This window comes from Collinsella sp. AM13-34 (genome assembly GCF_003473055.1).
In the GTDB taxonomy this organism is placed as follows: Bacteria; Actinomycetota; Coriobacteriia; order Coriobacteriales; family Coriobacteriaceae; genus Collinsella.
Genome location: NZ_QRLE01000004.1, coordinates 44,220 through 65,020 on the forward strand (window position 1 = coordinate 44,220; position 20,801 = coordinate 65,020).

Genomic DNA, 20,801 nt, shown 5'->3' on the forward strand with positions numbered 1-20,801 from the left:
GCTGAAGTAAGGCCCCGCGGCCGGTGGGAGCAACGCTACTTCACGACCAGAATGTCGCAGTCCGTATTGCGCAGCAGGAACGTCGAAATCGAGCCCAAGAGCGCGTACTTAATTGAGGACAGGCCGCGGGCACCGCAGAGCACCAGATCGGGCTTGACCACGTCGAGCATCTCATCCTTGAGCGTCTCACGAATGCGGCCGGTGCGAATCATGACCTCGACCTCGGGAATGTCGGGATTGGCTTTGGCCTCCTCGAGCTGCTTGGCGATGGAGTTGTTAAAGGCCTCCTCCAAGCCGTTGACCAGGTCGACCGGATAGGAACCGGCGCTCTCGAGCGCGGTGGAGTCGATAACGTGGCCGATGATCAGCTTAGCGCCGTTGTTCGCGGCGACCTTGATGGCGCGTGCGAGCACAAAATCCTGCTGCTCAGTACCGTCGAGTGAAACAAATACCTTGGTATAGCCCTCGTTCATGGTTTCCTCCTTGGTCTATCGCACGGGCGCGGGGCTCGTGCGTCGGGCGGGCGCGGGCGCGTTGGCCGCCGGACACTTTATCTTGTTGCAGTTATACCCAAGGATTCGGATTTGACCGCTCGCAATTCTGTGAACGGGCGAGTTTTTTGGTAAGGGTAGGCACAGGCGTGCCGCCAACGGTTGATAATGGGACATCGCCCGCATCGTCCGCAGAACATCTACCGGCGGGTGTCTAACGAGGGGGTCCCTTTGGATATCATCGAGCTTCTAAAATCTGCCTTCATGGGCCTGGTCGAGGGCATCACCGAATGGCTGCCCGTTTCGTCGACCGGTCACATGATCTTGGTGGACGAGTTCGTCAAGATGAACGTGAGCGAGACGTTCTGGAATATGTTCCTGGTCGTGATTCAGCTTGGCGCCATTTTGGCCGTCTGCGTCCTGTTCTTCTATGACCTTAACCCGTTCTCGCCCAGCAAGGGCAAGGAGGGCCGTCGCGACACCTGGGTGCTGTGGGGCAAGATTGTGCTCGGCTGCATTCCCGCCGCGGCGATCGGTCTGCCGCTCAACGACTGGATGGAGGAGCATTTCTACAATGCTCCCGTCGTGGCGCTGGCGCTCATTGTGTACGGCGTACTGTTTATCGTGATTGAGAACTGGCGCGCGAGCAAGCGCGAGGAAATGGCCGTTGCCGGTTCGTTTGGTTCGCGTGCTGTGGTGGCGGGCGGACGTCCCGCCGGTGCGCACTTTGCGGCGCCCGCCGCGGCTACCGCTGAGGATGAGGACGATGACGAGAATTTGGACTTTGGCTCCATCGCCACGCTCGAGGACCTGAGTTGGAAGACTGCGCTGGGTATCGGCTGCTTCCAGGTGCTTTCGCTGGTGCCTGGTACGTCTCGTTCCGGTTCTACCATCATCGGTGGCCTGCTTTTGGGCTGCACGCGTTCGGTGGCGTCCAAGTTCACGTTCTTCCTGGCCATCCCTGTCATGTTTGGCGCGAGTGCGCTCAAGCTGGTCAAGTACTTCATCAAGGGCGGCACGTTCGGCGCCAACGAGGTCGCTATCTTGGGCGTGGGCTGCGTTGTGGCCTTTGTGGTTTCGCTCATCGCTATCAAGTGGCTCATGGGCTTCGTCCGCCGTCACGACTTTAAGTGCTTCGGTGTTTACCGCATCATCCTGGGCATCGTGGTGCTCGCGTACTTCTTTGTCCTGGAGCCTATGCTCGGCCTCTAACTTAGTAGTCGCTCTGGCAGCCGCTCGCTGCCGTATTCGAATACGCGATATCTATCGGAGTTGCGGTGAAATAGGGATTAAAAGGCCTTGTTGAAGGCTCCAACAGTCCCTATTTCACCGCAACTTTTTTGGTGCATTGGGGTCAAGTTACTTTGCACCAACTTGGTACAGACAAACCCGACCTCTTTGCACTAATTATTCGGCCACGGTGTGCTTGGGCTTGCGGTTAAAGACGAGCTTGTCTACTACGGCCTGTAGCGACATGCGACGGACGGTGTCGTAGGCTTCCTGCGTGCTGTAGGCGCAATGGGGTGTGACGATGCAGCGCGGATGCGCGATCAGGGCCTGGTTGGGCGCGGTCTCGTCGGCGAGTACGTCGAGCGCGGCGCCGCAGATGCCGCGCGTGCCACCGCTGGCGATGCCCTCGTTCAACGCGGCGACCAGGGCATCCTCATCCACGATGGGCCCGCGGGCCGTGTTAATCAAAAATGCCGTGGGCTTCATGAGTGCAAGCTCGCGCTTGCCGATGAGTTTTTCGGTCTCTGGAATCAGGGGACAGTGCAGACTGACGATATCCGATGTGCCGAGTAACTCATCGAGCGTTTGTGCTTTGGCACAGCCTGTCGCAGCGAGCTCTTCTGCACTCTTGGTCGGCGCCCACACCAGCACCTTCATGCCAAGCGCTTGTGCGATGGGCGCCACGGCACGCGCGATGCTGCCAAAAAAGACAAGCCCCAGTGTGCGACCCTGCGTGCGGTGCATGGTATAACCGGCAAGTGGATTCCAAACGCCGTCACGCACATCGCGGTTAAGAAACGTAACTTGGCGCATCAGGTCAAGCATCAAAGCGATGGTGTGTTGAGCGACGTCGTCTGAGCAGTACCCAGGGCAGTTGGTGACGGTGATGCCATGAGAGGCTAGGAGTTCGACGGCAACGTGGTTAAGGCCGATAGACATGTTCGAGACAATGCGCATCCCCGTGGCGGCCATGGCGTCGGCACATGCATCATCGACGGGGCCGAACTCGCCGACAAAGCCCTCGCAGCCTGCCAGCTGCTCGACGGTGGGGCAGACATTGGGCTCGTGCGCGCAGCCCACCAGCTCAATCTGATCGCCACCTTCGATTGTGTCGAGCGCCGCCTGACCCGCCTCGGTCGAACCATCGACCATGTAATAGAGCACCCTATGCTTCACAGCAACCCTCCTGCCATGTGGGGACGGGGTAGGAATGGTAGATATTCTATCCCTCCGAGCCAATCGTAGTTGCGGTGGAATAGTTCCTGTTTGGGGGCCAGAAGGCTGGTTTCAGGAACTATTTCACCGCAACTTATTTGGTGATGCTTGGGTGGTGGTGGCGCACGGAGTCGTGGTGTGATTTGCGTCGGTGTCCGCGCGGCTCGGTATACTGGTACGGCTCAAACTATGGCGCTGCCCGCAGGCGCGCCGTCCGTCAGATGAGGAGTCGCCCATGACCCAGCCCCTGCCCTGGGAAAAGAACACTGCCGCGCCCGTGCCGCCTGCGCCGGAACCCGTGCCGCTCGATGCGTACACCGCCCCCGCCGCGCCGGAACCCGAACTCGTTCCGCTCGACATCTACGACGCCCCGGCTCCGGCGCCCAAACCCGCCAAGCCGCTCGTCGATATCGATAGCCTGAACCCCGCCCAGCGCGAGGCGGTCCTGACCACCGAGGGCCCGCTGCTGGTCCTTGCCGGCGCCGGCTCGGGCAAGACCCGCGTCCTGACCTTCCGCATCGCGCATATGCTTGGCGACCTGGGCGTTAAGCCCTGGCAGGTTCTTGCCATCACGTTTACCAACAAGGCCGCGGCCGAGATGCGCGAGCGTCTGGCAGCGCTCATCCCCAGCGGCACCCGCGGCATGTGGGTGTGCACCTTCCACGCTATGTGCGTGCGCATGCTGCGCGAGGACGCCGACCTGCTGGGCTACACCGGGCAGTTCACCATCTACGACGATGACGACTCAAAGCGCATGGTGCGCGACATTATGCAGGCGCTCGGCATTGAGCAAAAGCAGTTCCCCATCAACATGATCCGCAGCAAGATCAGCTCGGCTAAAAACGCCATGATCGGGCCCGAGGACATGCTCAAATCCGCCGACAGCCCTAATGACAAAAAGACCGCGCAAGTCTACCTGGAGCTGGAGCGCCGCCTGCGTGCCGCCAACGCCATGGACTTCGACGACCTGCTTGTGCGCACACTCGAGCTGCTGCGCACCCGCCCCGAGGTGCTCGACAAGTACCAGGAGCGCTTCCGCTACATTAGCGTCGACGAGTATCAGGACACCAACCACGTCCAGTACGAGATCGCCAACCTGCTGGCCGCCAAGTACCAAAACCTCATGGTTGTGGGCGACGACGACCAGTCCATTTATAGCTGGCGTGGCGCTGACATCACCAATATCCTGGACTTCGAGAAGGATTTTAAAAACTGCAAGACCGTCAAGCTGGAGCAGAACTACCGCTCCACGGGTCATATCCTGAGCGCTGCCAACGCCGTGGTGCGTCACAACTCGCAGCGCAAGGACAAGCGCCTGTTTACGGCCGAGGGCGACGGCGAGAAGATTCAGGCCTTCCAAGCAAGCGATGAGCGCGACGAGGGCCGCTGGATTGCCGGCGAGATCGAAAAGCTGCACTCCAAGGGCACGAGTTACGACGACATCGCCGTGTTCTACCGCACTAACGCCCAGTCGCGTATTCTCGAAGATATGTTCCTGCGTGCGGGCGTGCCCTACAAGATCGTGGGCGGCACGCGATTCTTCGACCGCGCCGAGATCCGCGACGTCATGGCCTACCTCAAGATGATCGTGAACCCGGCCGACGAGATGAGCGTCAAGCGCGTCATCAACACGCCGCGCCGCGGCATCGGCTCCACCTCGATCCAAAAGATCGAGCAGCTGGCGCGCGACAACCGTTGCTCGTTCTTCCAGGCCTGCGAGATCGCGACGGCCGAGACGGGCATGTTTAGCGCCAAGGTCCGCAACGGCCTGTCGAGCTTTGTGTCGCTGGTGCGCGAGGGTCGCCGCATGGACGGCGAACTCAAGGACGTCGTCGAGATGATCGTCGACAAGACGGGCCTGCTGCAGGCCTTCCGCGCCGAAGGCACCATGGAGTCCGAGAGCCGCGCCGAGAACATCCAGGAATTCCTGGGCGTCGCTGCCGAATTTGAAGAGACGCACGAGGATATCGAGGGCACGCTCGAGAGCCTAGAAGAGCTGCGCGCGGCCGGTGTTGCCGACGTGCCCGCCGGCGCCGAGCTCGAGCCCGTCGTGGTGAGCGCGCCCGCGCCCGAGCCGGGACCGTCCGCGCCCGCGTCTTCGTTTGAGGCGCTGGTCGGCGCTCGCGACGCCGCTGGTTCCAACCCGCTCGATAGCCTAGCCGCTCCAGCGCTCTCGCCGCAGGATGCCCTGGCCGCCGCCATCGCGGGTAACGCCTATGCCACGCCAACGGAGATGCCGGCGGGTGCCGTGCATGCCGACGAGATCGAGCGCACCTACGGTCCGCTCACCTGTAAGGCACTGCCGGCACTCATGGAGTGGCTGGCCCTGCGCTCCGACTTGGATTCTTTGGCAGGCGAGACGCATGCCATCACCATGATGACCATCCACTCCGCCAAGGGCCTGGAGTTCCCGGCGGTGTTCGTGGCCGGTATGGAGGAGGGCATCTTCCCGCACGTGCACGATTTTGGCGGCAGCGATGATCCGGGCAAGCTCGAGGAGGAGCGTCGCCTGGCCTACGTTGCCATCACGCGTGCTCGCAAGCGCCTGTTCTTGACCTATGCGGCAACGCGTCGCACCTACGGCTCGACCTCTGCCAATCCGCGCTCGCGCTTCCTCAACGAGATTCCGTTTGAGGATATCGAGTTTAGCGGTATCGGTTCTGCCGGTTTTGAGGGCACGGGCTGGGAGAAGCGCGGCGACCGACACGGCACCTTTGGATCGGGCATGGGCTCGGACATGTATGGCGGCAAGGTGTTCGGTTCGCATACGCGCTCGACCGGCGGTTCCGGTTCGCGCGGCGGATCGAGCTTTGACGACTTCTTTGGCGGCAGCAGTTACGGGACCGAGCGCCATCGTGGGGTCTCGCCAGACGCCGGCCGTGTTGCCTCGACCTTTGGCTCGGGCGCACCGCGAGCCAAAAAGCCCTCGTCCAAGGTGTCCCCGACGGTGGAGCGCAAGGTCGATCGCGCCAGCGCATCGCAGGACTTTGCCGCAGGCGATACCGTGAGCCACAAGACCTTTGGCACGGGTACCGTGATCTCGGTCGCCGGAGACATGATCGAGGTTCAATTCGAAAAGACCGGCCAGACCAAAAAGCTTATGAAAGGTTTTGCACCGATCGTCAAGCTGTCGTGATCCCGGCGGACCTGGGCGGGCGTATGGGGCAACATCGCCTGCTCGGGCAGTCCTGCGCAAGACGGAGGCCACATTAAGTGGCCTCCTTTGCGTGCGGAACTCGCGATCGATGTTGCCCCATACGCCCGCCCGGGTCCTTGGGTAACGTTGCTGGACGAACGTCGCTTTGCTCGTTCGCTTTTTGATCTGGAGAGCCGGGTGGGCTGAATACTTAGACATGGCAAGGGGCTCCCCCGTTGAAGAACGGGGGAGCCCCTTGTCGCGTTTGGGTTGTTGTTGCGACCTAGAGGTGGCTGATAATCAGTTCCATATTGCCCTCGAGCTCGATCTTGTCCACGGTACTGGGGGCCAGCAGGTGGCTTCCCTTGTGGACGGGGTCGCCGCAGACGGTGCCTTTGCCGTCGATGACCGACAGGCACATGAAGGGCCAGCGCTGGTCGAGGGTCTTGCTGCCGTTGACGCGCACGCGATCGACGGTGTAGCAGGGGTTGGACTCGAGCTCGGTCACGCCGTCCACCTCGGGCGCGGTTATCGTGCCGTCGGTCGGAGCCTGAGCATCAAAGTTTATGCAGTCGAGGCTCTGCTCAATGTGCAGCGGACGCAGCTTGCCGTCGGTGCCGGGACGGTCGTAGTCGTACAGGCGATACGTCACGTCGCTCGACTGCTGCGTCTCCAAAATGAGCGTGCCGGTCTTGATGGCGTGCACGGTACCGGAATCAATCTGGAAAAAGTCGCCCTTGTGGATCGGCAGTACGTTGAGCATGTCGTCCCAGCGGCCGTCCTTGATCATCTGTGCGGCCTCGGCGCGGTCATGCGCGCGCTGGCCGACGATGATCGTGGCGCCAGGCTCGCAATCCAGCACATACCAGCACTCGGTTTTGCCCAGGCTACCGTTCTCGTGCTCAGCGGCGTACTCGTCGTTGGGATGAATCTGGATCGAAAGGTCGTCCTTGGCGTCCAGAATCTTAATGAGCAGCGGGAACTCCTTGCCCTCGCAGTTGCCAAAGAGCTCGCGGTGCTCGGCCCACAGCCACGAAAGCGTGTGGCCTGCATACGGGCCCTCCGCAATCTGGCAGTCACCGTTGGGGTGGGCCGAGATGGCCCAACACTCACCGATGGGACCATCGGGAATGTCGTAACCAAATACGGTTTCGAGTTGACGGCCGCCCCAGATCTTCTCGTGGAAGATCGGCGTCAGTTTAATCAAATCGGACATGTTCATACTCCCATTGTGCTGCGTGGGCGCCGCGTAAAACTGCTCAAAACGAGCGCCCGCATGACTACAAAAACCTATGCCAACGTTACGTTGTGCAACTCAAAGCGGTCGCCAACGTTGCGCGAGACCGAATACTCAAAGGCGGCGCCGCTATCCAAGAAGCCAATCTGGTTGAGTTCGAGCAGGGGAGAGCCGGGTTTGGTATCCAGGCGCTCAGCTTCTTCCTCGGTTGCTGCCACGGCGCGAATGGTACGGTGAAAGCTCGAAATCTTCAGCCCACATTGCTCGCGGATGAATCGGTAGAGCGATCCGTATAGGTCCTTCTTTTTCAGCCCCGGAATCAGCTCGAGGGGCATGTAGGTGTACTCGATAACGATGGGCTTCTCATCGGCCTGACGCACGCGCACGACGTGATAGGCAAAGTCATCCTCGGCAATTCCCAGCTGGGCTGCGATGTCCGCCGGTGGATTAACGATCGAGAAATCGTAGACCACCGAGGTCACCTTCTCCCCGCGGTGCTCATACGAAAAACCCTGGGCACGGTCGTTTTTGCCCTGGAAAAACGCCTGGCCGGGAAGCCCCGCCGTGTCCTTAACGTAGGTACCCGATCCGCGTCGGCTGGTAATAAGACCTTCCTCGGTGATTTGTTCAATAGCTCGTTTGACGGTGATTTTGGAAACGCTATAGAGCTCGCAGAACTCAACGACGGTGGGAAGCTTGTCGCCCGGTTTAAGAGCGCCATCCTCGATACTTCGACGAATATCTGCAGCTATCGCCTCGTATTTGGGAATCATGGAACCTCCTTTCCGACATATATGAATACAAAAGTAAGTATAACCCTCAACAGGGCACCCATATTACTTTTATCTAAGAAGTTCGAGAAAGAAAAAAGAAAAAGACGCTTTACTTTTAAAATTAGAGCGCTATAGTTTAAGCAACGAACGGAATCCTTCCGCACAACAGGATCGACCGTTTGGGGACGGTTTTGTTTTGGCGGGTTGGATATCGGTATGACCGGTGCGCGCCCGCGCCGGATAACCTGCCAAAGCAAACCCGTCTCCAACCGGAAGCTCTAGAACACGAAAGCGAGGACTTTGATGGCACAGTATCAGCTGCCCAACGACTTCTTCTTTGGCGCTGCTATGTCCGGCCCGCAGACTGAGGGTCAGTGGAACCAGGGCGGCAAGCTCGAGAACCTGTGGGACACCTGGTCCATCCAGGATCTGGGTTCGTTCTACAACTGCGTTGGCTCTTATGCCGGCAATGACTTTATGGCCAAGTACCAGGAAGACTTTCGCATTTTGAAGGACTTGGGCCTGAATACCTATCGCACTTCCATCCAGTGGAGCCGTCTGCTCGATGCCGACGGCAACCTTAACGAGGAGGGCGCCGCGTGGTATCACGAGCTGTTCCGCGCCTCTCGCGAGGCTGGTCTGGAGCCGTTCGTCAACCTGTACCACTTTGACATGCCCACCTACCTCTTTAACCGTGGCGGCTGGGAGAGCCGTGAGGTCGTCGAGGCTTACGCGCATTACGCCGACGTCGCCTTCCACGAGTTTGGCCAGGAGATTAAGTACTGGTTCACCTTTAACGAGCCCATCGTCGAGCCCGAACAGCGCTATCAGGAGGGCGTGTGGTTCCCGCAGCTCCACGACTTCAACCGCGCCCGCACCGTGCAGTATCACATCTCGCTGGCGCACGCGCTGGCCGTGGCCAACTATCGTAAGGCCTATGACGAGGGCGCTATTCGCGCCGATGCCAAGATCGGCATGATCAACTGCTTTACTCCGGTCTACACCAAGGAGAACCCCAGCGAGGCAGACCTCGAGGCCGTGCGTATGACCAGCGGCATCAACAATCGCTGGTGGCTCGACCTTATTACCAAGGGCGAGCTTCCTGCCGACGTGCTCGACAGCCTGGCCGAGGGCGGCGTTAAGCTCCCGTTCCGTGCCGGTGACCAAGAGATCCTCAAACAGGGTGTTGTCGACTGGCTCGGCTGCAACTACTACCACCCCACGCGCGTTCAGGCGCCGGCGAGCAAGGTCGACCAGTACGGTCTGCCGCACTTTGCCGACGAGTACGTATGGCCCGACGCCGTTATGAACGAGAGCCGCGGCTGGGAGATCTACCCGCAGGGCCTCTACGACTTTGGCATGGACTGCGCCAAGAACTATCCCGACCTTGAGTGGTTTGTTTCCGAGAACGGCATCGGCATCATGGACGAATACAAGAACCGTGACGCCGAAGGAACCATCCAGGACGACTACCGCGTCGACTTTGTACGCCAGCACCTGGAGTGGGTGGCCAAGGCCATCGACGAGGGCGCCAAGTGCCGCGGATACCATTATTGGGCTGTCATCGATAACTGGTCTTGGGCGAATGCCTTTAAGAATCGTTACGGCTTTGTCGAGGTCGATCTGATGGACGGTTATAAGCGCCGCCTTAAGAAGTCGGCGGCTTGGCTCAAACAGGTCGCCACGACCCATGTGGTTGATTAGCGACCGGGCGAACGCCCAGACCACGCGCCGCCGCGCGCAACACATGGCACATCTGGTGGCAGAGGGCGACAGACCACCGTGCGCATAGGAAAAGGCCGGATTTGATAGTTAGGAGCAATCATGGCCAGTGACAACGGAAAGAGCTTCCTCGACAAGTTTGCCGAGGTCTCTGCGAAGGTGGGAAATCAGGTTCACCTGCGTTCCCTGCGCGACGCCTTCGCGACCATCACGCCGCTCTATATCCTTGCGGGTATCGCGGTTCTTATCAACAACGTCGTGTTCCCCCTGTTCCCGCTCGATGCGGCGGGCCTTGCCAACCTTCAGACGTGGGGTTCGGCAATTACGCTGGGCACCCTCAACGTCTCTGCCATTATCTTGGCCGGATTGATTGGCTACAGCCTCGCTAAGAACAAGCGTTTCGATAACCCGCTCGCATGCGTGGTCGTCGCCATCTCTGCTTTCGTCATCATGATGCCGCAGCAGATCACCGCCACGCTTGCCGCCACGAGCCCGCTGCTCACCGACAAGATCACCTCCGCCAAGGTCACGGGCGCCCTTTCGACTGCCAACACCGGCACCAACGGTCTGTTCTCGGCTATTATCATCGCCCTGCTTTCCGTCTCGCTCTTCATCAAGATTTCTGGCGTCGAGAAGCTCAAGGTTAAGCTGGGCGAGGGCGTGCCTCCCGCGGTCTCCAACTCCTTCAACGTCATGATTCCGATGCTGCTCAACCTCGCGATCTTCGCTCTTGCCGCAGCCCTGCTCGCCGTGTGCGCCGGCACCGATCTGTGCGCCATCATCTCCACGTGCATCTCCAACCCGCTCAAGAGCATCATGAACGCCGGTCCGTGGGCTGTTATCCTCATCTACACCCTTGCCAACCTGCTGTTCTGCGTCGGTATCCACCAGTCCACCATCTCTGGCGCTACCGTCGAGCCGATCCTGACCATGCTCATCGTCGACAACATGGCTACCTTTGCCGCCGGTGGCACCATCCAGCCCGATCACTACATGAACATGCAGATCGTTAACAGCTTCGCCCTCATCGGCGGCTCGGGCTGCACCCTCATGCTTCTGCTCGACACGCTCCTGTTCTCCAAGAACAAGGCTTCCGAGACCGTTTCCAAGATGGCTATCCTGCCTGGTCTGTTCAACATCAACGAGCCGGTTATCTACGGTTACCCCATCGTGTACAACCTGCCGCTCATGATTCCGTTTGTCCTTCTTCCCGATCTGTTCATCGGCATCACCTATGGCCTTACCTGCGCAGGCATCATCAGCCCCTGCATCGCCCAGGTGCCCTGGACTATGCCTCCCGTCATCAATGCCCTGCTCGCTACGGGCTTTGACTGGCGCGCCGGCGTGTGGCAGGCTCTCGAGATTGTCATTGGCATGGCCGTCTACCTGCCCTTTATGAAGATTTCCGAGAAGGCAATCGCCAAGCAGGAGGCTCTCGCCGAGTAGAACGCCTAACGTTCGTCCCTTTCACCGCTGCGGGCGCCGGTACGCGGTGCCGGTGCCCGCAGCTCTCTCCCTTGCGTAAAGATGCAGGGGGTGGGAACAATAGCTGCAAAGAATGAAACCAGTCGTCGTCTGCGCGCCGCGCAGTTATAAGGAGGAAACCATGAAGAAGATCATGCTCTGCTGCAATGCCGGTATGTCCACGAGCCTGCTGGTCCAGAAGATGCAGGCCGAGGTCGCGAACCGTGGCCTGGAAATTGAGGTCGAGGCTCGCCCCATGAACGAGGCCCACGATCACCTGGACGAGTGCGACATGTTGCTGCTTGGCCCGCAGATCGGCTACACCAAGGGCGATTTTGAGAAGGAGGCCGCTGGCCGCTTCCCGGTCGAGGTCATCAACATGGTCGACTACGGCCGCATGAACGCTGCCGGCATCATCGACCACTGCGTCAGCGTGATGGGCTAGGTGCAGCATATGGAGGATATGAACGAGTTGCAGATGACCTGCTTCGAGATCATCAGCTACGTCGGTACCGCCAAGAGCATGTACATCAATGCCGTGCAAAAGGCCAAGGAGGGCGATTTTGACGCCGCCGAGGAGCTTATTAAGCAGGGCGACGAGGCTTACAACGGTGGCCACGATGTCCATATGGGGCTCCTTAAAAAGGAGGCCAACGGCGAGCGTAACGGCGAGGCCCCGTTGATTCTGCTGCATGCCGAGGACCAGATGGCCGGCACCGAGACCATGCGCGTCATGGCGACGGAGCTCATCGAGATCCACAAGCAGCTGCAGGCACTTAAGGCCTAGTCGGCGTTATCGCCGCGACGGACCGTGCGGTCCAACAGACAACAGAGCCCCTTTGACGGGCGCCGGGAGTCTCCGCCTCCCGGCGCCTTTTTTTGGGGATGGTCTTGCGCGGTCTGTTGAGCGGTCAATTGCGTTTCCCCAGATAAAACCTGCCAAAACAAACCTGTCCCTTTTTGGTAGGTTTTTGCCTTGGGAGCGGTACCATACTGGCAATGTTTAAACGAGAAAGGTGGGCTCCCATGGAACCTAAGCAGTACTACATCGGCATTGACGTCGGCGGCACTTCGGTCAAGGAGGGTCTGTTCGACGAGGACGGCAACCTGCTGGCCAAGGCCAGCGTGCCTACGCCTCCTATCGTTGACGCCGCGGGCTTTGCCGCGGTGACCGAGGCTATCGACCAGGTGGTCGCCAAGGCTCAGATTCCGCGTGCCTTTGTGGCGGGCATTGGTCTGGCCGTTCCGTGCCCCATCCCGGCATCGGGCGATGCCAAGGTCAAGGCCAACATTGCCATTAACCTGCCCGAGCTGAGAGTCGCCATTCAGGAGCACTGCCCCGACGCGGTCGTTAAGTACGAGAACGATGCCAACGCCGCTGCCATGGGCGAGGCCTGGCTCGGCTCTGCCAAGGGCGTGCAGAACGTGGTGATGGTCACCATCGGTACCGGCGTGGGCGGCGGCGTTATCGTTAACGGCGACGTGGTATCGGGTGTTGTGGGCGCCGGCGGCGAGATTGGCCACATGTGCCTGAACCCGGCCGAGGAGCGCACCTGTGGCTGTGGCGGCCATGGCCACCTGGAGCAGTATTCCAGCGCCACCGGCGTGGTGAGCAACTACCTTGCCGAGTGCAAGAAGGCGGGCGTCGAGCCCATCGAGCTCACCGGCCCCTCCGATTCCAAGGACGTGTTCCAGGCCTGCCGCGAGGGTGACAAGCTCGCGCTTGCCGCGGCCGATACCATGGCCGACTATCTCGGCCGCGCACTGGCGCTTATTGCCAACGTGGTTGATCCCGAGATGTTCCTCATCGGCGGCGGCGCCTCCGCCTCGGCCGATGTCTACCTCGACAAGGTTCGCGAGCACTTTAAGCAGTACGCGCTTTCCGCCTCGCGCGAGACACCCATCAATGTCGCTTCGCTCGGAAACGACGCCGGCATCATCGGTGCCGCCTGCGTAGCCCTGCGCGCCGCCGGTAAATAGCTGGTGCAAGGGGGACAGGTTACTTTGCACCAACATGGTGCAAAAGGGACAGCCTTGGCCCCCGTGCCTGCCCCAATTTGTGCCGCGGCCCTTCCATCTCATAGGGTTCGGCGTCAGCGTGCTACCATAGCTATGTCCAAGTACACATATCAAGTGGAGGATATCCATGGCAAACGTTCTTGTCTTTGGTCACCAGAACCCCGATAACGACGCCATCATGAGCGCCGTCGTCCTGTCCCAGCTGCTCAACCAGGTTGAGTATGCCGGCAACACCTACGAGGCCTGCGCCCTTGGTCAGCTTCCGGCCGAGTCCGCCAAGCTGCTCGCCGACGCCGGCATCGCCGAGCCCCGCGTGATCGAGTCCGTCGAGGCCGGTCAGCTCGTCGTCCTCACCGACCACAACGAGTCTGCCCAGTCCGTCGCCGGCCTTAAGGACGCCACGGTCTTTGGCGTTGTCGATCATCACCGCATCGGCGACTTCGAGACCGCCGGCCCGCTGCATTACATCTGCCTGCCCTGGGGCTCCAGCTGCACCATCGTCACCAAGCTCGCCGGCGTGCTCGGCGTTGAGCTTTCCGACGTCCAGGCCAAGCTGCTGCTCTCGGCCATGATGACCGACACGCTCATGCTCAAGAGCCCCACCACCACCGATGTCGACCGCGCTGTCGCCGCCAAGCTCGGCGAGCAGGTGGGTGTCGACCCGGTCAAGTTTGGCATGGAGGTCTTCCTCACCCGTCCGTCCGGCTCCTTCACCGCAGCCGAGATGGTCGGCAACGACATCAAGATGTTCGAGCCCGCCGGCAAGAAGCTGCTCATCGGCCAGTACGAGACCGTCGACAAGAGTCGTGCGCTCGGCATGATCGACGAGATTCGCGAGGCCATGCGCGCCTACGCCGCCGAGAAGGGTGCCGATGGCATTGTCCTGTGCATCACCGACATCATGGAGGAGGGCTCGCAGGTCCTGCTCGAGGGCGAGACCGAGGCCGCTCAGAAGGGCCTGGGCATTGCCGACGAGCACGACGGCGTCTGGATGCCGGGTGTCCTCTCCCGTAAGAAGCAGGTCGCTGCCCCCATCATGGCCGCCTGCTAGGTTTAGTTGACCAAACGCCACGACCGGATCGCGGACGTCCCGCGCTCCGGTCGTTTTTTGTGCACGGCGCCGCGTCGTCTCTTGGACAGGCGTGCCCGTGCCGTTGAGCAAATAATGTTCAACCTGTGGTTCCGCTTTTCGGCCACGCCTGCGTGCTTGTCGTGCAGGGTAGGCTAGATGCAAGCGTAATACGTTAGAGCGCGGCGCCGCCACTTGGGCGGGCCGTGCTTTTTTAAGACGGGAGCTTTCCCGTGAAAGGAGCCGCCCATGGCAGCAACTGAGCAGCTGTTCAACGTTCGTGAGCGCAAGCGCTTTGAACGTCACGACATTTGGGAGCGCATCGCCGAGAACGGCACGATTTCCGCCGCCGTCATGGTCTTCGCCGCTATCGCCGCCGTTATCTGCGCCAACACCGATGCCTACGAGGCCATCCATCACTTTTTGGAGACCCCGCTGTATGTGGGCCTGGGCAACCTTACGGCTGGTCTCACCGTTGAGCTTTTCGTCAACGACTTCCTCATGGCGATTTTCTTTTTGTTGGTGGGCATTGAGCTTAAGTACGAGATGACGGTCGGCGAGCTCAAGAATCCGCGTCAGGCCATGCTTCCCATGTTGGCGGCGGTGGGCGGCGTCGTCGTTCCCGCCTGCATCTACCTGATCTTTAACCATGCCGGCGCCCGCAACGGTTGGGCCATCCCCATGGCAACCGATATTGCCTTTGCGCTGGGCGTGCTGTCGCTTTTGGGCAACCGCGTGCCCAACGGCGTGCGCGTGTTCTTCTCGACGCTCGCCATCGCCGACGACCTCATCTCCATCGCCGCCATCGCCATCTTCTACGGTCAGAGCCCCAATCCGTTTTGGTTGGGCGCCGCCGCGCTTGTGACCTGCGCGCTCGTGTGGCTCAACAAGACGCAGCACTACCGCCTTGCCCCGTATTCGGTACTGGGTCTGCTGTTGTGGTTTTGCATGTTCAAGAGCGGCGTGCACGCTACGCTTGCTGGCGTCATCTTGGCCTTTACCATCCCGGCCAAGTGCGGTGTCAAGCTCGATAGCCTCACCGATTGGTTGGGCGAGTGCCTGCCGCTGCTCGATGATCGCTACGACGACGAGGCGCACATCCTGGGCCAGCATGACTTTACCGTCTCGACCACCAAGGTCGAGCGCGTCATGCACCGCGTGACCCCGCCGCTCATCCGCATGGAGCGTCTGATCTCCACGCCGGTCAACTTTGTGATCCTGCCGATCTTTGCGTTCGTGAACGCACAGGTTCGCCTAGTGGGCGTGGACATGAGCACGCTGCTTACCGACCCGGTGACGCTCGGCGTGTACTTTGGCATGCTGCTGGGCAAGCCAATCGGTATCTTTGGTATGACGTTTGCCCTGGTTAAGCTTAGGGCCTGCGAGCTGCCGCGCAATGTCAACTGGCACATGATTGCCGGTGTGGGCATTCTGGGCGGTATCGGCTTTACCATGTCGATCCTCATCAGCGGCCTTGCCTTCCCGACGGCCCAGTTTGAGGTCCTGGCTGCAAAGGCCGCCATTCTTGCTGGTTCGGTCACCGCTGCCGTGCTCGGCATGATCTATATGAGCGTGGTCTGCAAGCATCCCGCGCCCAAGGACGAGTAAGGGCACATACAAGTTTGAAAACGCCGCTTGTGAACACCATCACAGGCGGCGTTTTAGTCATTAGGGACGTACTTAAATGACGAGGCTTATTCCACCGTTCCGTAGACGGCGCCCCAGCCGTGGGCGGCCAAGGCGGAGTTGAGCTGGTCGCAGAGTGACTGGCGGTCGTAATAGCCGGGCGGTAGCAGGTTGACGATTTCCATGAGATCGGGCGCCAGGTCCAAGATTTCGGCCTGTACGATCAGGTCCAGGCGGTCGATGGCATGGCGGTCGTAAAACAGCCCGTCGACCAGGCGCTGCAGGTCGCCGAATTCCTCGGCCCTAAACGATCCGTACTCCATAGTGCCTCCTTGGGCGCCCCACGCCGCCATGCGCGGCGATTCGTAATTCATTGCGATGAACTTAATCTATCACGGCTTCATACCGTTGTGGCGGTGGCGGTCTATACTTAGACGAACTGCAACGTACCGCTTCGCGAAAGGTCGCACCCATGCAGACGATCTACCAGAAGATGGAAACCACCGAACTCGATGCCGCCATCGAGGCGCTCAAAGCCGAGGTCGCCGAGGTCAAGGCCAAGGGCCTGGCGCTCGACATGGCCCGCGGCAAGCCGTCGCCCTCCCAGGTGGACATCTCTCGACCTATGCTCGATATCCTCAATGCCGATGCCGATCTGCACGACGGCAACGTCGACTGCTCCAACTACGGCTGCTTTGAGGGCATTCCCTCGGCACGCAAGCTAGCGGGGGAGTTCCTGGGGTGCCCTGCCGAGCAGACGCTCGTGCTGGGCTCGTCGAGTTTGCTGATTGAGCATGACATCGCCGGTATGTTCTGGCGTTGCGGCTCGTGCGGCAGCGAGCCCTGGGACGCCTACGAGGCCGCGCACGACGGCAAGAAGGTCAAGTTCCTGTGCCCCGTTCCCGGCTACGATCGCCACTTTGGCATCACCGCCGACTTGGGCATCGAGAACGTCCCCGTCGCGATGACCGACAACGGCCCCGACATGGACGAGGTTGAGCGCCTGGTTGCCGCCGACGATTCCATCAAGGGCATCTGGTGCGTGCCCAAGTATTCCAACCCCACGGGCATCACCTTTAGCGAGGACACTGTGCGCCGCCTGGTCGAGATGCCCACGGCCGCGCCCGATTTCCGCATCTTTTGGGACAACGCTTACTGCGTGCACGACCTGTACGACGAGACCGACGAGCTCGCAAATATCTTTGACCTCGCTCGCGCGGCGGGCACCGAGGATCGCGTGGTGGCCTTTGCCTCGACGTCCAAGATCACCTTCCCGGGCGCCGGCATCGGCTTTATTGGTGCGAGCCCCGCGGTTATCGCCGAGTTCTCCAAGCGCCTGAAGGCCGGCCTCATCAGCGCCGACAAGCTCAACCAGCTGCGTCACGTGCGTTTCCTTCCCACCATCGAGGCGGTCAAGGAGCACATGAAAAAGCATGCCGAGTTCCTGCGCCCGCGCTTTGAGGCCGTTGAGCGTAAACTCACCGAGGGCTTGGGCAACACGGGTTGCGCCACTTGGACTCATCCCCATGGCGGCTACTTTGTGAGTTTCGATGGCCCCGAGGGCTCGGCCCAGAAGGTCGCCGCGCTTTGTGCCGACCTGGGCGTCAAGCTCACGCCGGCTGGTGCCACCTGGCCTTATGGCAAGGATCCGCGCGACACCAACATCCGCATCGCGCCGAGCTATCCCACGGTCGAGGACCTGGAGGCCGCGCTCGATGTGCTGGTGCTGGCTGTCAAGCTCGTCGCTGCCGAGCTTGCGCGTGCCGAGCGCGCCTAACGCGTAGGGCCCCGCAAGTCCGCGCCTAGTACTATCCGCACTTTCGATACGTAAAGGAGCGTATACATGGATTTGGGTATTTCCACCAACCCCACGCCAGAGCTCTACACCATTAAGGTGACCGGTGAGATCGATATCTCTAACGCCGATAGCCTGCGCAATGCCATCGACCTGGCGCTCGAGCAGCCCACTGAGGCCGTTGAGCTCGATTTTGCCCAGGTGAGCTACATCGATTCGACGGGCATTGGCGTGCTTGTGGGCGCCGCACACCACGCAGCTGATCATGGTAAGCGTTTTAGCTGCGTCAACGTGCAGCCCCCGGTGATGCGCGTGGTTCAGCTGTTGGGCGTCGACCAGGAGATTTCGATCACCGCTGCATAATCTTTGCCCCCAAAAGGGCGTGCCGTTTGGCATATGTTTGTGATGCGCTCGGACGTTTTGGCGTCCGGGCGCTATACTTGACCGAATGAATAGACGAGTTCCGGCCGAATGGCGCGGTGCGGGCTCGACTCACATCGAGCCTTGGAGGTATGTGTGTTTGGTATTGGAGAGGGTGAGCTCGCGATCATCGTGGTCTTCGGCTTTTTGCTGTTTGGCCCGGATAAGCTCCCGCAGATGGGCCGCACGATCGGCCGTGCCATCCGTCAGTTCCGCGAGACGCAGGAAAAGATGACGGCCGTTGTTCAGTCCGAGATTATCGATCCGGTGAGCGAGGCCGCGTCGGCCCCGGTCAAGCCCAAGAAGGCCGCTGCGACCGACGACGATTCCGATGCGGACGAGGATGCCGCCGAGACGGCAGCGCCCGCCAAGAAGGAGACCTTTGCCGAGCGTCGCGCCCGTCTTGCTGCCGAGAAGGCCGCAAGCGAGGGTGCTGCTGAGGGCGAAGGCGCTGTTGATGAGGCCGAGGGTACAGAGCCTGCTGCTGCCGTCGAGCCCGAGCCTGCTGCAGAGCCCGAGCCCGAGCCGGCAGAGCCCACGACGGCTGACCTCTACGCCCGTCGTCCCCGCAAACGCAAGGCCGTCGTCGACCAGCTCGCTCGCGAGCTCGAGGTCGAGGACGATGCCGAGGCTGCTGCCGCCGACGCCCCGAAGGGAGGCGATGAGTAATGCCGATCGGACCTGCGCGCATGCCGCTCTTCGATCACCTGGGAGAGCTTCGTCGCCGCCTGACTATCGTGGTCGTATCGGTGTTTGCCGCCGCTATCGTGCTGTATTTCGCCACGCCTGTGGTGCTCGATATCCTGGAAGACCCCATCCGCTCCTTTGTGCCGGACGGTAAGTTCTACATCACCACCACGCTCGGCGGCTTTGGCCTGCGCTTCTCGCTGGCCATCAAGATGGCCGTGGTCATGTGCACGCCCATGATCATCTGGCAGATCCTGGCATTTTTCCTGCCGGCACTGCGCCCCAACGAGCGCAAGTGGGTTGTGCCCACGGTGCTCGCCTCGACGGTTCTGTTCTTCCTGGGTGCCATCTTCTGCTACTTCATCATCATCCCGGCGGGCTTTGAGTGGCTCATCGGCGAGACCTCGGCCGTCGCTACGGCGCTGCCCGACCTGGAGAACTACGTCAACATGGAGCTGCTCTTTATGATCGGCTTTGGCGTGGCGTTTGAGCTGCCGCTCATCATCTTCTATCTGTCCGTCTTTCACATCGTGTCCTATGCGGCCTTCCGCAGCGCCTGGCGCTACGTGTACGTGGGCCTGCTCGTGGGCTCGGCTGTGATCACGCCCGACGGCTCGCCCGTTACGCTGGGCCTTATGTACGGTGCCCTGCTTTCGCTCTACGAGATCTCGCTCGCCATTGCCCGCGTGGTCATTACCGCGCGCGAGGGCAAGGAGGGCCTGTTCGTGAGCCGTCTGGACCTGTTCTCGGACGACGAGGACGACGAGGAGTAAAACGGTATGCACGAGGTTGGCATTGTCAACGGCATACTCGATACAGTGATTCGCGCGGCGCGTGGGGCGGGGGCCTCGCGCGCCGTTTTGGTAACGCTGCGTATCGGGGATATGACCGAGGTCGTGCGCGAGGCGCTCGACTTTGCGTGGGGGACGTTTCGCGACGAGGACCCGCTCACGCGCGGCTGCGAGCTTGCCGTGGAGGAGGTCCATCCACAAAGCGAGTGCCTGGACTGCGGCGAGGTCTTTGAGCACGACCGTTTCCATTGTCGCTGCCCCCAGTGTGGCGGCGCCAACGTGCGCCTGCTGCACGGCCGCGAGCTCGATATCGCAAGTATCGAAATCGAAACCCCCGACGATTAGCCCGCTAGCCATCTGGTGATGGGGTATAAAGGAGCCAAAGTAAGGAGCGCTAAGTATGGCCGAGAAAACGATTGATATCGCGTCGCCGATCCTGTCGCGCAACGAGCGCCTGGCAGATCAGCTGCGTCAGCGATTTAATGAGGCAGGCACCTACGTGATCAATGTGCTGTCGAGCCCCGGCTCGGGTAAGACCACCACGATTCTGGGCACCAACGAGCGCCTGCGCGACAAGGCCGGCCTACGCTGTGCCGTCATCGAGGGCGATATCGCCTCGGATGTCGACGCCATCACCATGAAGGAAGCCGGCATGCCCGCCATCCAGATCAACACGGGCGGCCTGTGCCACCTCGAGGGCAACATGATCATGGAGGCCGTCGACGCCTTCGACCAGGCCGTCGGTCTGGAGAACATCGACGTCATCTTTATCGAAAATGTGGGTAACCTGGTCTGCCCGGTCGACTTTGACCTGGGCGAGAACCTGTCCATCATGATCCTCTCGGTGCCCGAGGGCGACGACAAGCCCATCAAGTACCCGGGCATCTTCCAGCACGCCGGCGCGCAGCTGCTCAATAAGGTCGACGTGGCCCCGGCTTTCGATTTTGACATGGATAGGTATACTAAGACACTCGATGACCTCAATCCGCAGGCGCCGCGGTTTGCCGTGAGCGCGCGCAAGGGCGAGGGCATGGATGTCTGGTGCGATTGGCTCATCGGGCAGATTGAGCAAGCAAGGGCGTAAGTCGGCCGCCAAGAGGGCGGGCGTAGCCGCAGAGACACGAGA

The 20,801-nt window shown here is 60.8% G+C and carries 20 protein-coding genes; 15 read left to right on the forward strand and 5 right to left on the reverse strand.

The window, feature by feature from the left end; translation table 11 throughout:
* Positions 1 to 35: 35 nt before the first annotated feature.
* Positions 36 to 473, reverse strand: coding sequence for a universal stress protein (locus DW151_RS02230; RefSeq protein ID WP_055285548.1), 438 nt, complete (start codon positions 471 to 473; stop codon positions 36 to 38).
* Between the two features lie 249 nt (positions 474 to 722).
* On the opposite strand from DW151_RS02230, the gene DW151_RS02235 reads away from it, so the two are divergent.
* Positions 723 to 1,703 carry an undecaprenyl-diphosphate phosphatase gene (locus DW151_RS02235; RefSeq protein WP_118334221.1) on the forward strand — a complete coding sequence of 327 codons (981 nt, stop codon included), beginning with the start codon at positions 723 to 725 and terminating at the stop codon, positions 1,701 to 1,703.
* 195 nt (positions 1,704 to 1,898) lie between these two features.
* Here the strand turns inward: DW151_RS02235 and DW151_RS02240 are convergent, their stop codons facing one another.
* A complete protein-coding gene (locus DW151_RS02240; protein ID WP_118334222.1) occupies positions 1,899 to 2,897 on the reverse strand; it encodes a C-terminal binding protein in 999 nt (332 codons plus the stop codon).
* Between the two features lie 274 nt (positions 2,898 to 3,171).
* Between DW151_RS02240 and DW151_RS02245 the strand changes: the two genes are divergently transcribed.
* Positions 3,172 to 6,072 carry an ATP-dependent helicase gene (locus DW151_RS02245; protein WP_118334224.1) on the forward strand — a complete coding sequence of 967 codons (2,901 nt, stop codon included), beginning with the start codon at positions 3,172 to 3,174 and terminating at the stop codon, positions 6,070 to 6,072.
* 283 nt (positions 6,073 to 6,355) lie between these two features.
* Here DW151_RS02245 and DW151_RS02250 read toward each other — a convergent pair whose 3' ends face one another.
* On the reverse strand, positions 6,356 to 7,288 hold the full coding sequence (locus DW151_RS02250) for a type I phosphomannose isomerase catalytic subunit (protein WP_370448015.1): 933 nt from the start codon (positions 7,286 to 7,288) through the stop codon (positions 6,356 to 6,358).
* A gap of 74 nt (positions 7,289 to 7,362) precedes the next feature.
* Positions 7,363 to 8,082 carry a GntR family transcriptional regulator gene (locus DW151_RS02255; RefSeq protein ID WP_118334227.1) on the reverse strand — a complete coding sequence of 240 codons (720 nt, stop codon included), beginning with the start codon at positions 8,080 to 8,082 and terminating at the stop codon, positions 7,363 to 7,365.
* A 303-nt stretch (positions 8,083 to 8,385) separates the two neighbouring features.
* Between DW151_RS02255 and DW151_RS02260 the strand changes: the two genes are divergently transcribed.
* From DW151_RS02260 to nhaA, 7 genes are all read left to right on the forward strand, one after another.
* The gene (locus DW151_RS02260; RefSeq protein ID WP_118334228.1) at positions 8,386 to 9,786 is read left to right on the forward strand and encodes a glycoside hydrolase family 1 protein; all 1,401 of its coding nucleotides are present in this window, start codon (positions 8,386 to 8,388) and stop codon (positions 9,784 to 9,786) included.
* A 120-nt stretch (positions 9,787 to 9,906) separates the two neighbouring features.
* On the forward strand, positions 9,907 to 11,250 hold the full coding sequence (locus tag DW151_RS02265; RefSeq protein ID WP_118334229.1) for a PTS sugar transporter subunit IIC: 1,344 nt from the start codon (positions 9,907 to 9,909) through the stop codon (positions 11,248 to 11,250).
* Between the two features lie 160 nt (positions 11,251 to 11,410).
* Positions 11,411 to 11,713 (forward strand): PTS sugar transporter subunit IIB, encoded by a 303-nt coding sequence (locus tag DW151_RS02270; RefSeq protein WP_118066284.1) that lies wholly within the window; start codon positions 11,411 to 11,413, stop codon positions 11,711 to 11,713.
* A 9-nt stretch (positions 11,714 to 11,722) separates the two neighbouring features.
* Positions 11,723 to 12,055 carry a PTS lactose/cellobiose transporter subunit IIA gene (locus DW151_RS02275; RefSeq protein ID WP_199411192.1) on the forward strand — a complete coding sequence of 111 codons (333 nt, stop codon included), beginning with the start codon at positions 11,723 to 11,725 and terminating at the stop codon, positions 12,053 to 12,055.
* A gap of 239 nt (positions 12,056 to 12,294) precedes the next feature.
* Positions 12,295 to 13,248 (forward strand): ROK family protein, encoded by a 954-nt coding sequence (locus DW151_RS02280; protein WP_233543296.1) that lies wholly within the window; start codon positions 12,295 to 12,297, stop codon positions 13,246 to 13,248.
* Between the two features lie 166 nt (positions 13,249 to 13,414).
* Positions 13,415 to 14,338 carry a manganese-dependent inorganic pyrophosphatase gene (locus DW151_RS02285; RefSeq protein ID WP_006235927.1) on the forward strand — a complete coding sequence of 308 codons (924 nt, stop codon included), beginning with the start codon at positions 13,415 to 13,417 and terminating at the stop codon, positions 14,336 to 14,338.
* Positions 14,339 to 14,605: 267 nt separating this feature from the next.
* On the forward strand, positions 14,606 to 15,964 hold the full coding sequence (nhaA, locus tag DW151_RS02290) for a Na+/H+ antiporter NhaA (RefSeq protein ID WP_118334232.1): 1,359 nt from the start codon (positions 14,606 to 14,608) through the stop codon (positions 15,962 to 15,964).
* Positions 15,965 to 16,050: 86 nt separating this feature from the next.
* Here the strand turns inward: nhaA and DW151_RS02295 are convergent, their stop codons facing one another.
* Entirely contained in the window at positions 16,051 to 16,305 is a 255-nt protein-coding gene (locus DW151_RS02295; protein WP_117772872.1) for a hypothetical protein, read from the reverse strand.
* 149 nt (positions 16,306 to 16,454) lie between these two features.
* Here DW151_RS02295 and DW151_RS02300 point away from each other — a divergent pair, with 149 nt between their 5' ends.
* From DW151_RS02300 to hypB, 6 genes are all read left to right on the forward strand, one after another.
* Positions 16,455 to 17,759 carry an aminotransferase class I/II-fold pyridoxal phosphate-dependent enzyme gene (locus tag DW151_RS02300; RefSeq protein WP_117772874.1) on the forward strand — a complete coding sequence of 435 codons (1,305 nt, stop codon included), beginning with the start codon at positions 16,455 to 16,457 and terminating at the stop codon, positions 17,757 to 17,759.
* A gap of 66 nt (positions 17,760 to 17,825) precedes the next feature.
* Positions 17,826 to 18,140, forward strand: a complete 315-nt coding sequence (locus DW151_RS02305; protein ID WP_089572422.1) for an STAS domain-containing protein — start codon at positions 17,826 to 17,828, stop codon at positions 18,138 to 18,140.
* Positions 18,141 to 18,293: 153 nt separating this feature from the next.
* Positions 18,294 to 18,866 (forward strand): twin-arginine translocase TatA/TatE family subunit, encoded by a 573-nt coding sequence (locus DW151_RS02310; RefSeq protein ID WP_158571639.1) that lies wholly within the window; start codon positions 18,294 to 18,296, stop codon positions 18,864 to 18,866.
* On the forward strand, positions 18,866 to 19,657 hold the full coding sequence (gene tatC, locus DW151_RS02315; protein WP_055285525.1) for a twin-arginine translocase subunit TatC: 792 nt from the start codon (positions 18,866 to 18,868) through the stop codon (positions 19,655 to 19,657). Before DW151_RS02310 ends, tatC begins: the two co-directional genes overlap by 1 nt.
* Before the next feature lie 6 nt (positions 19,658 to 19,663).
* Entirely contained in the window at positions 19,664 to 20,020 is a 357-nt protein-coding gene (locus tag DW151_RS02320; protein WP_117772878.1) for a hydrogenase maturation nickel metallochaperone HypA, read from the forward strand.
* Between the two features lie 55 nt (positions 20,021 to 20,075).
* The gene (gene hypB, locus DW151_RS02325) at positions 20,076 to 20,759 is read left to right on the forward strand and encodes a hydrogenase nickel incorporation protein HypB (RefSeq protein ID WP_118334234.1); all 684 of its coding nucleotides are present in this window, start codon (positions 20,076 to 20,078) and stop codon (positions 20,757 to 20,759) included.
* The last annotated feature ends 42 nt before the right edge of the window (positions 20,760 to 20,801 follow it).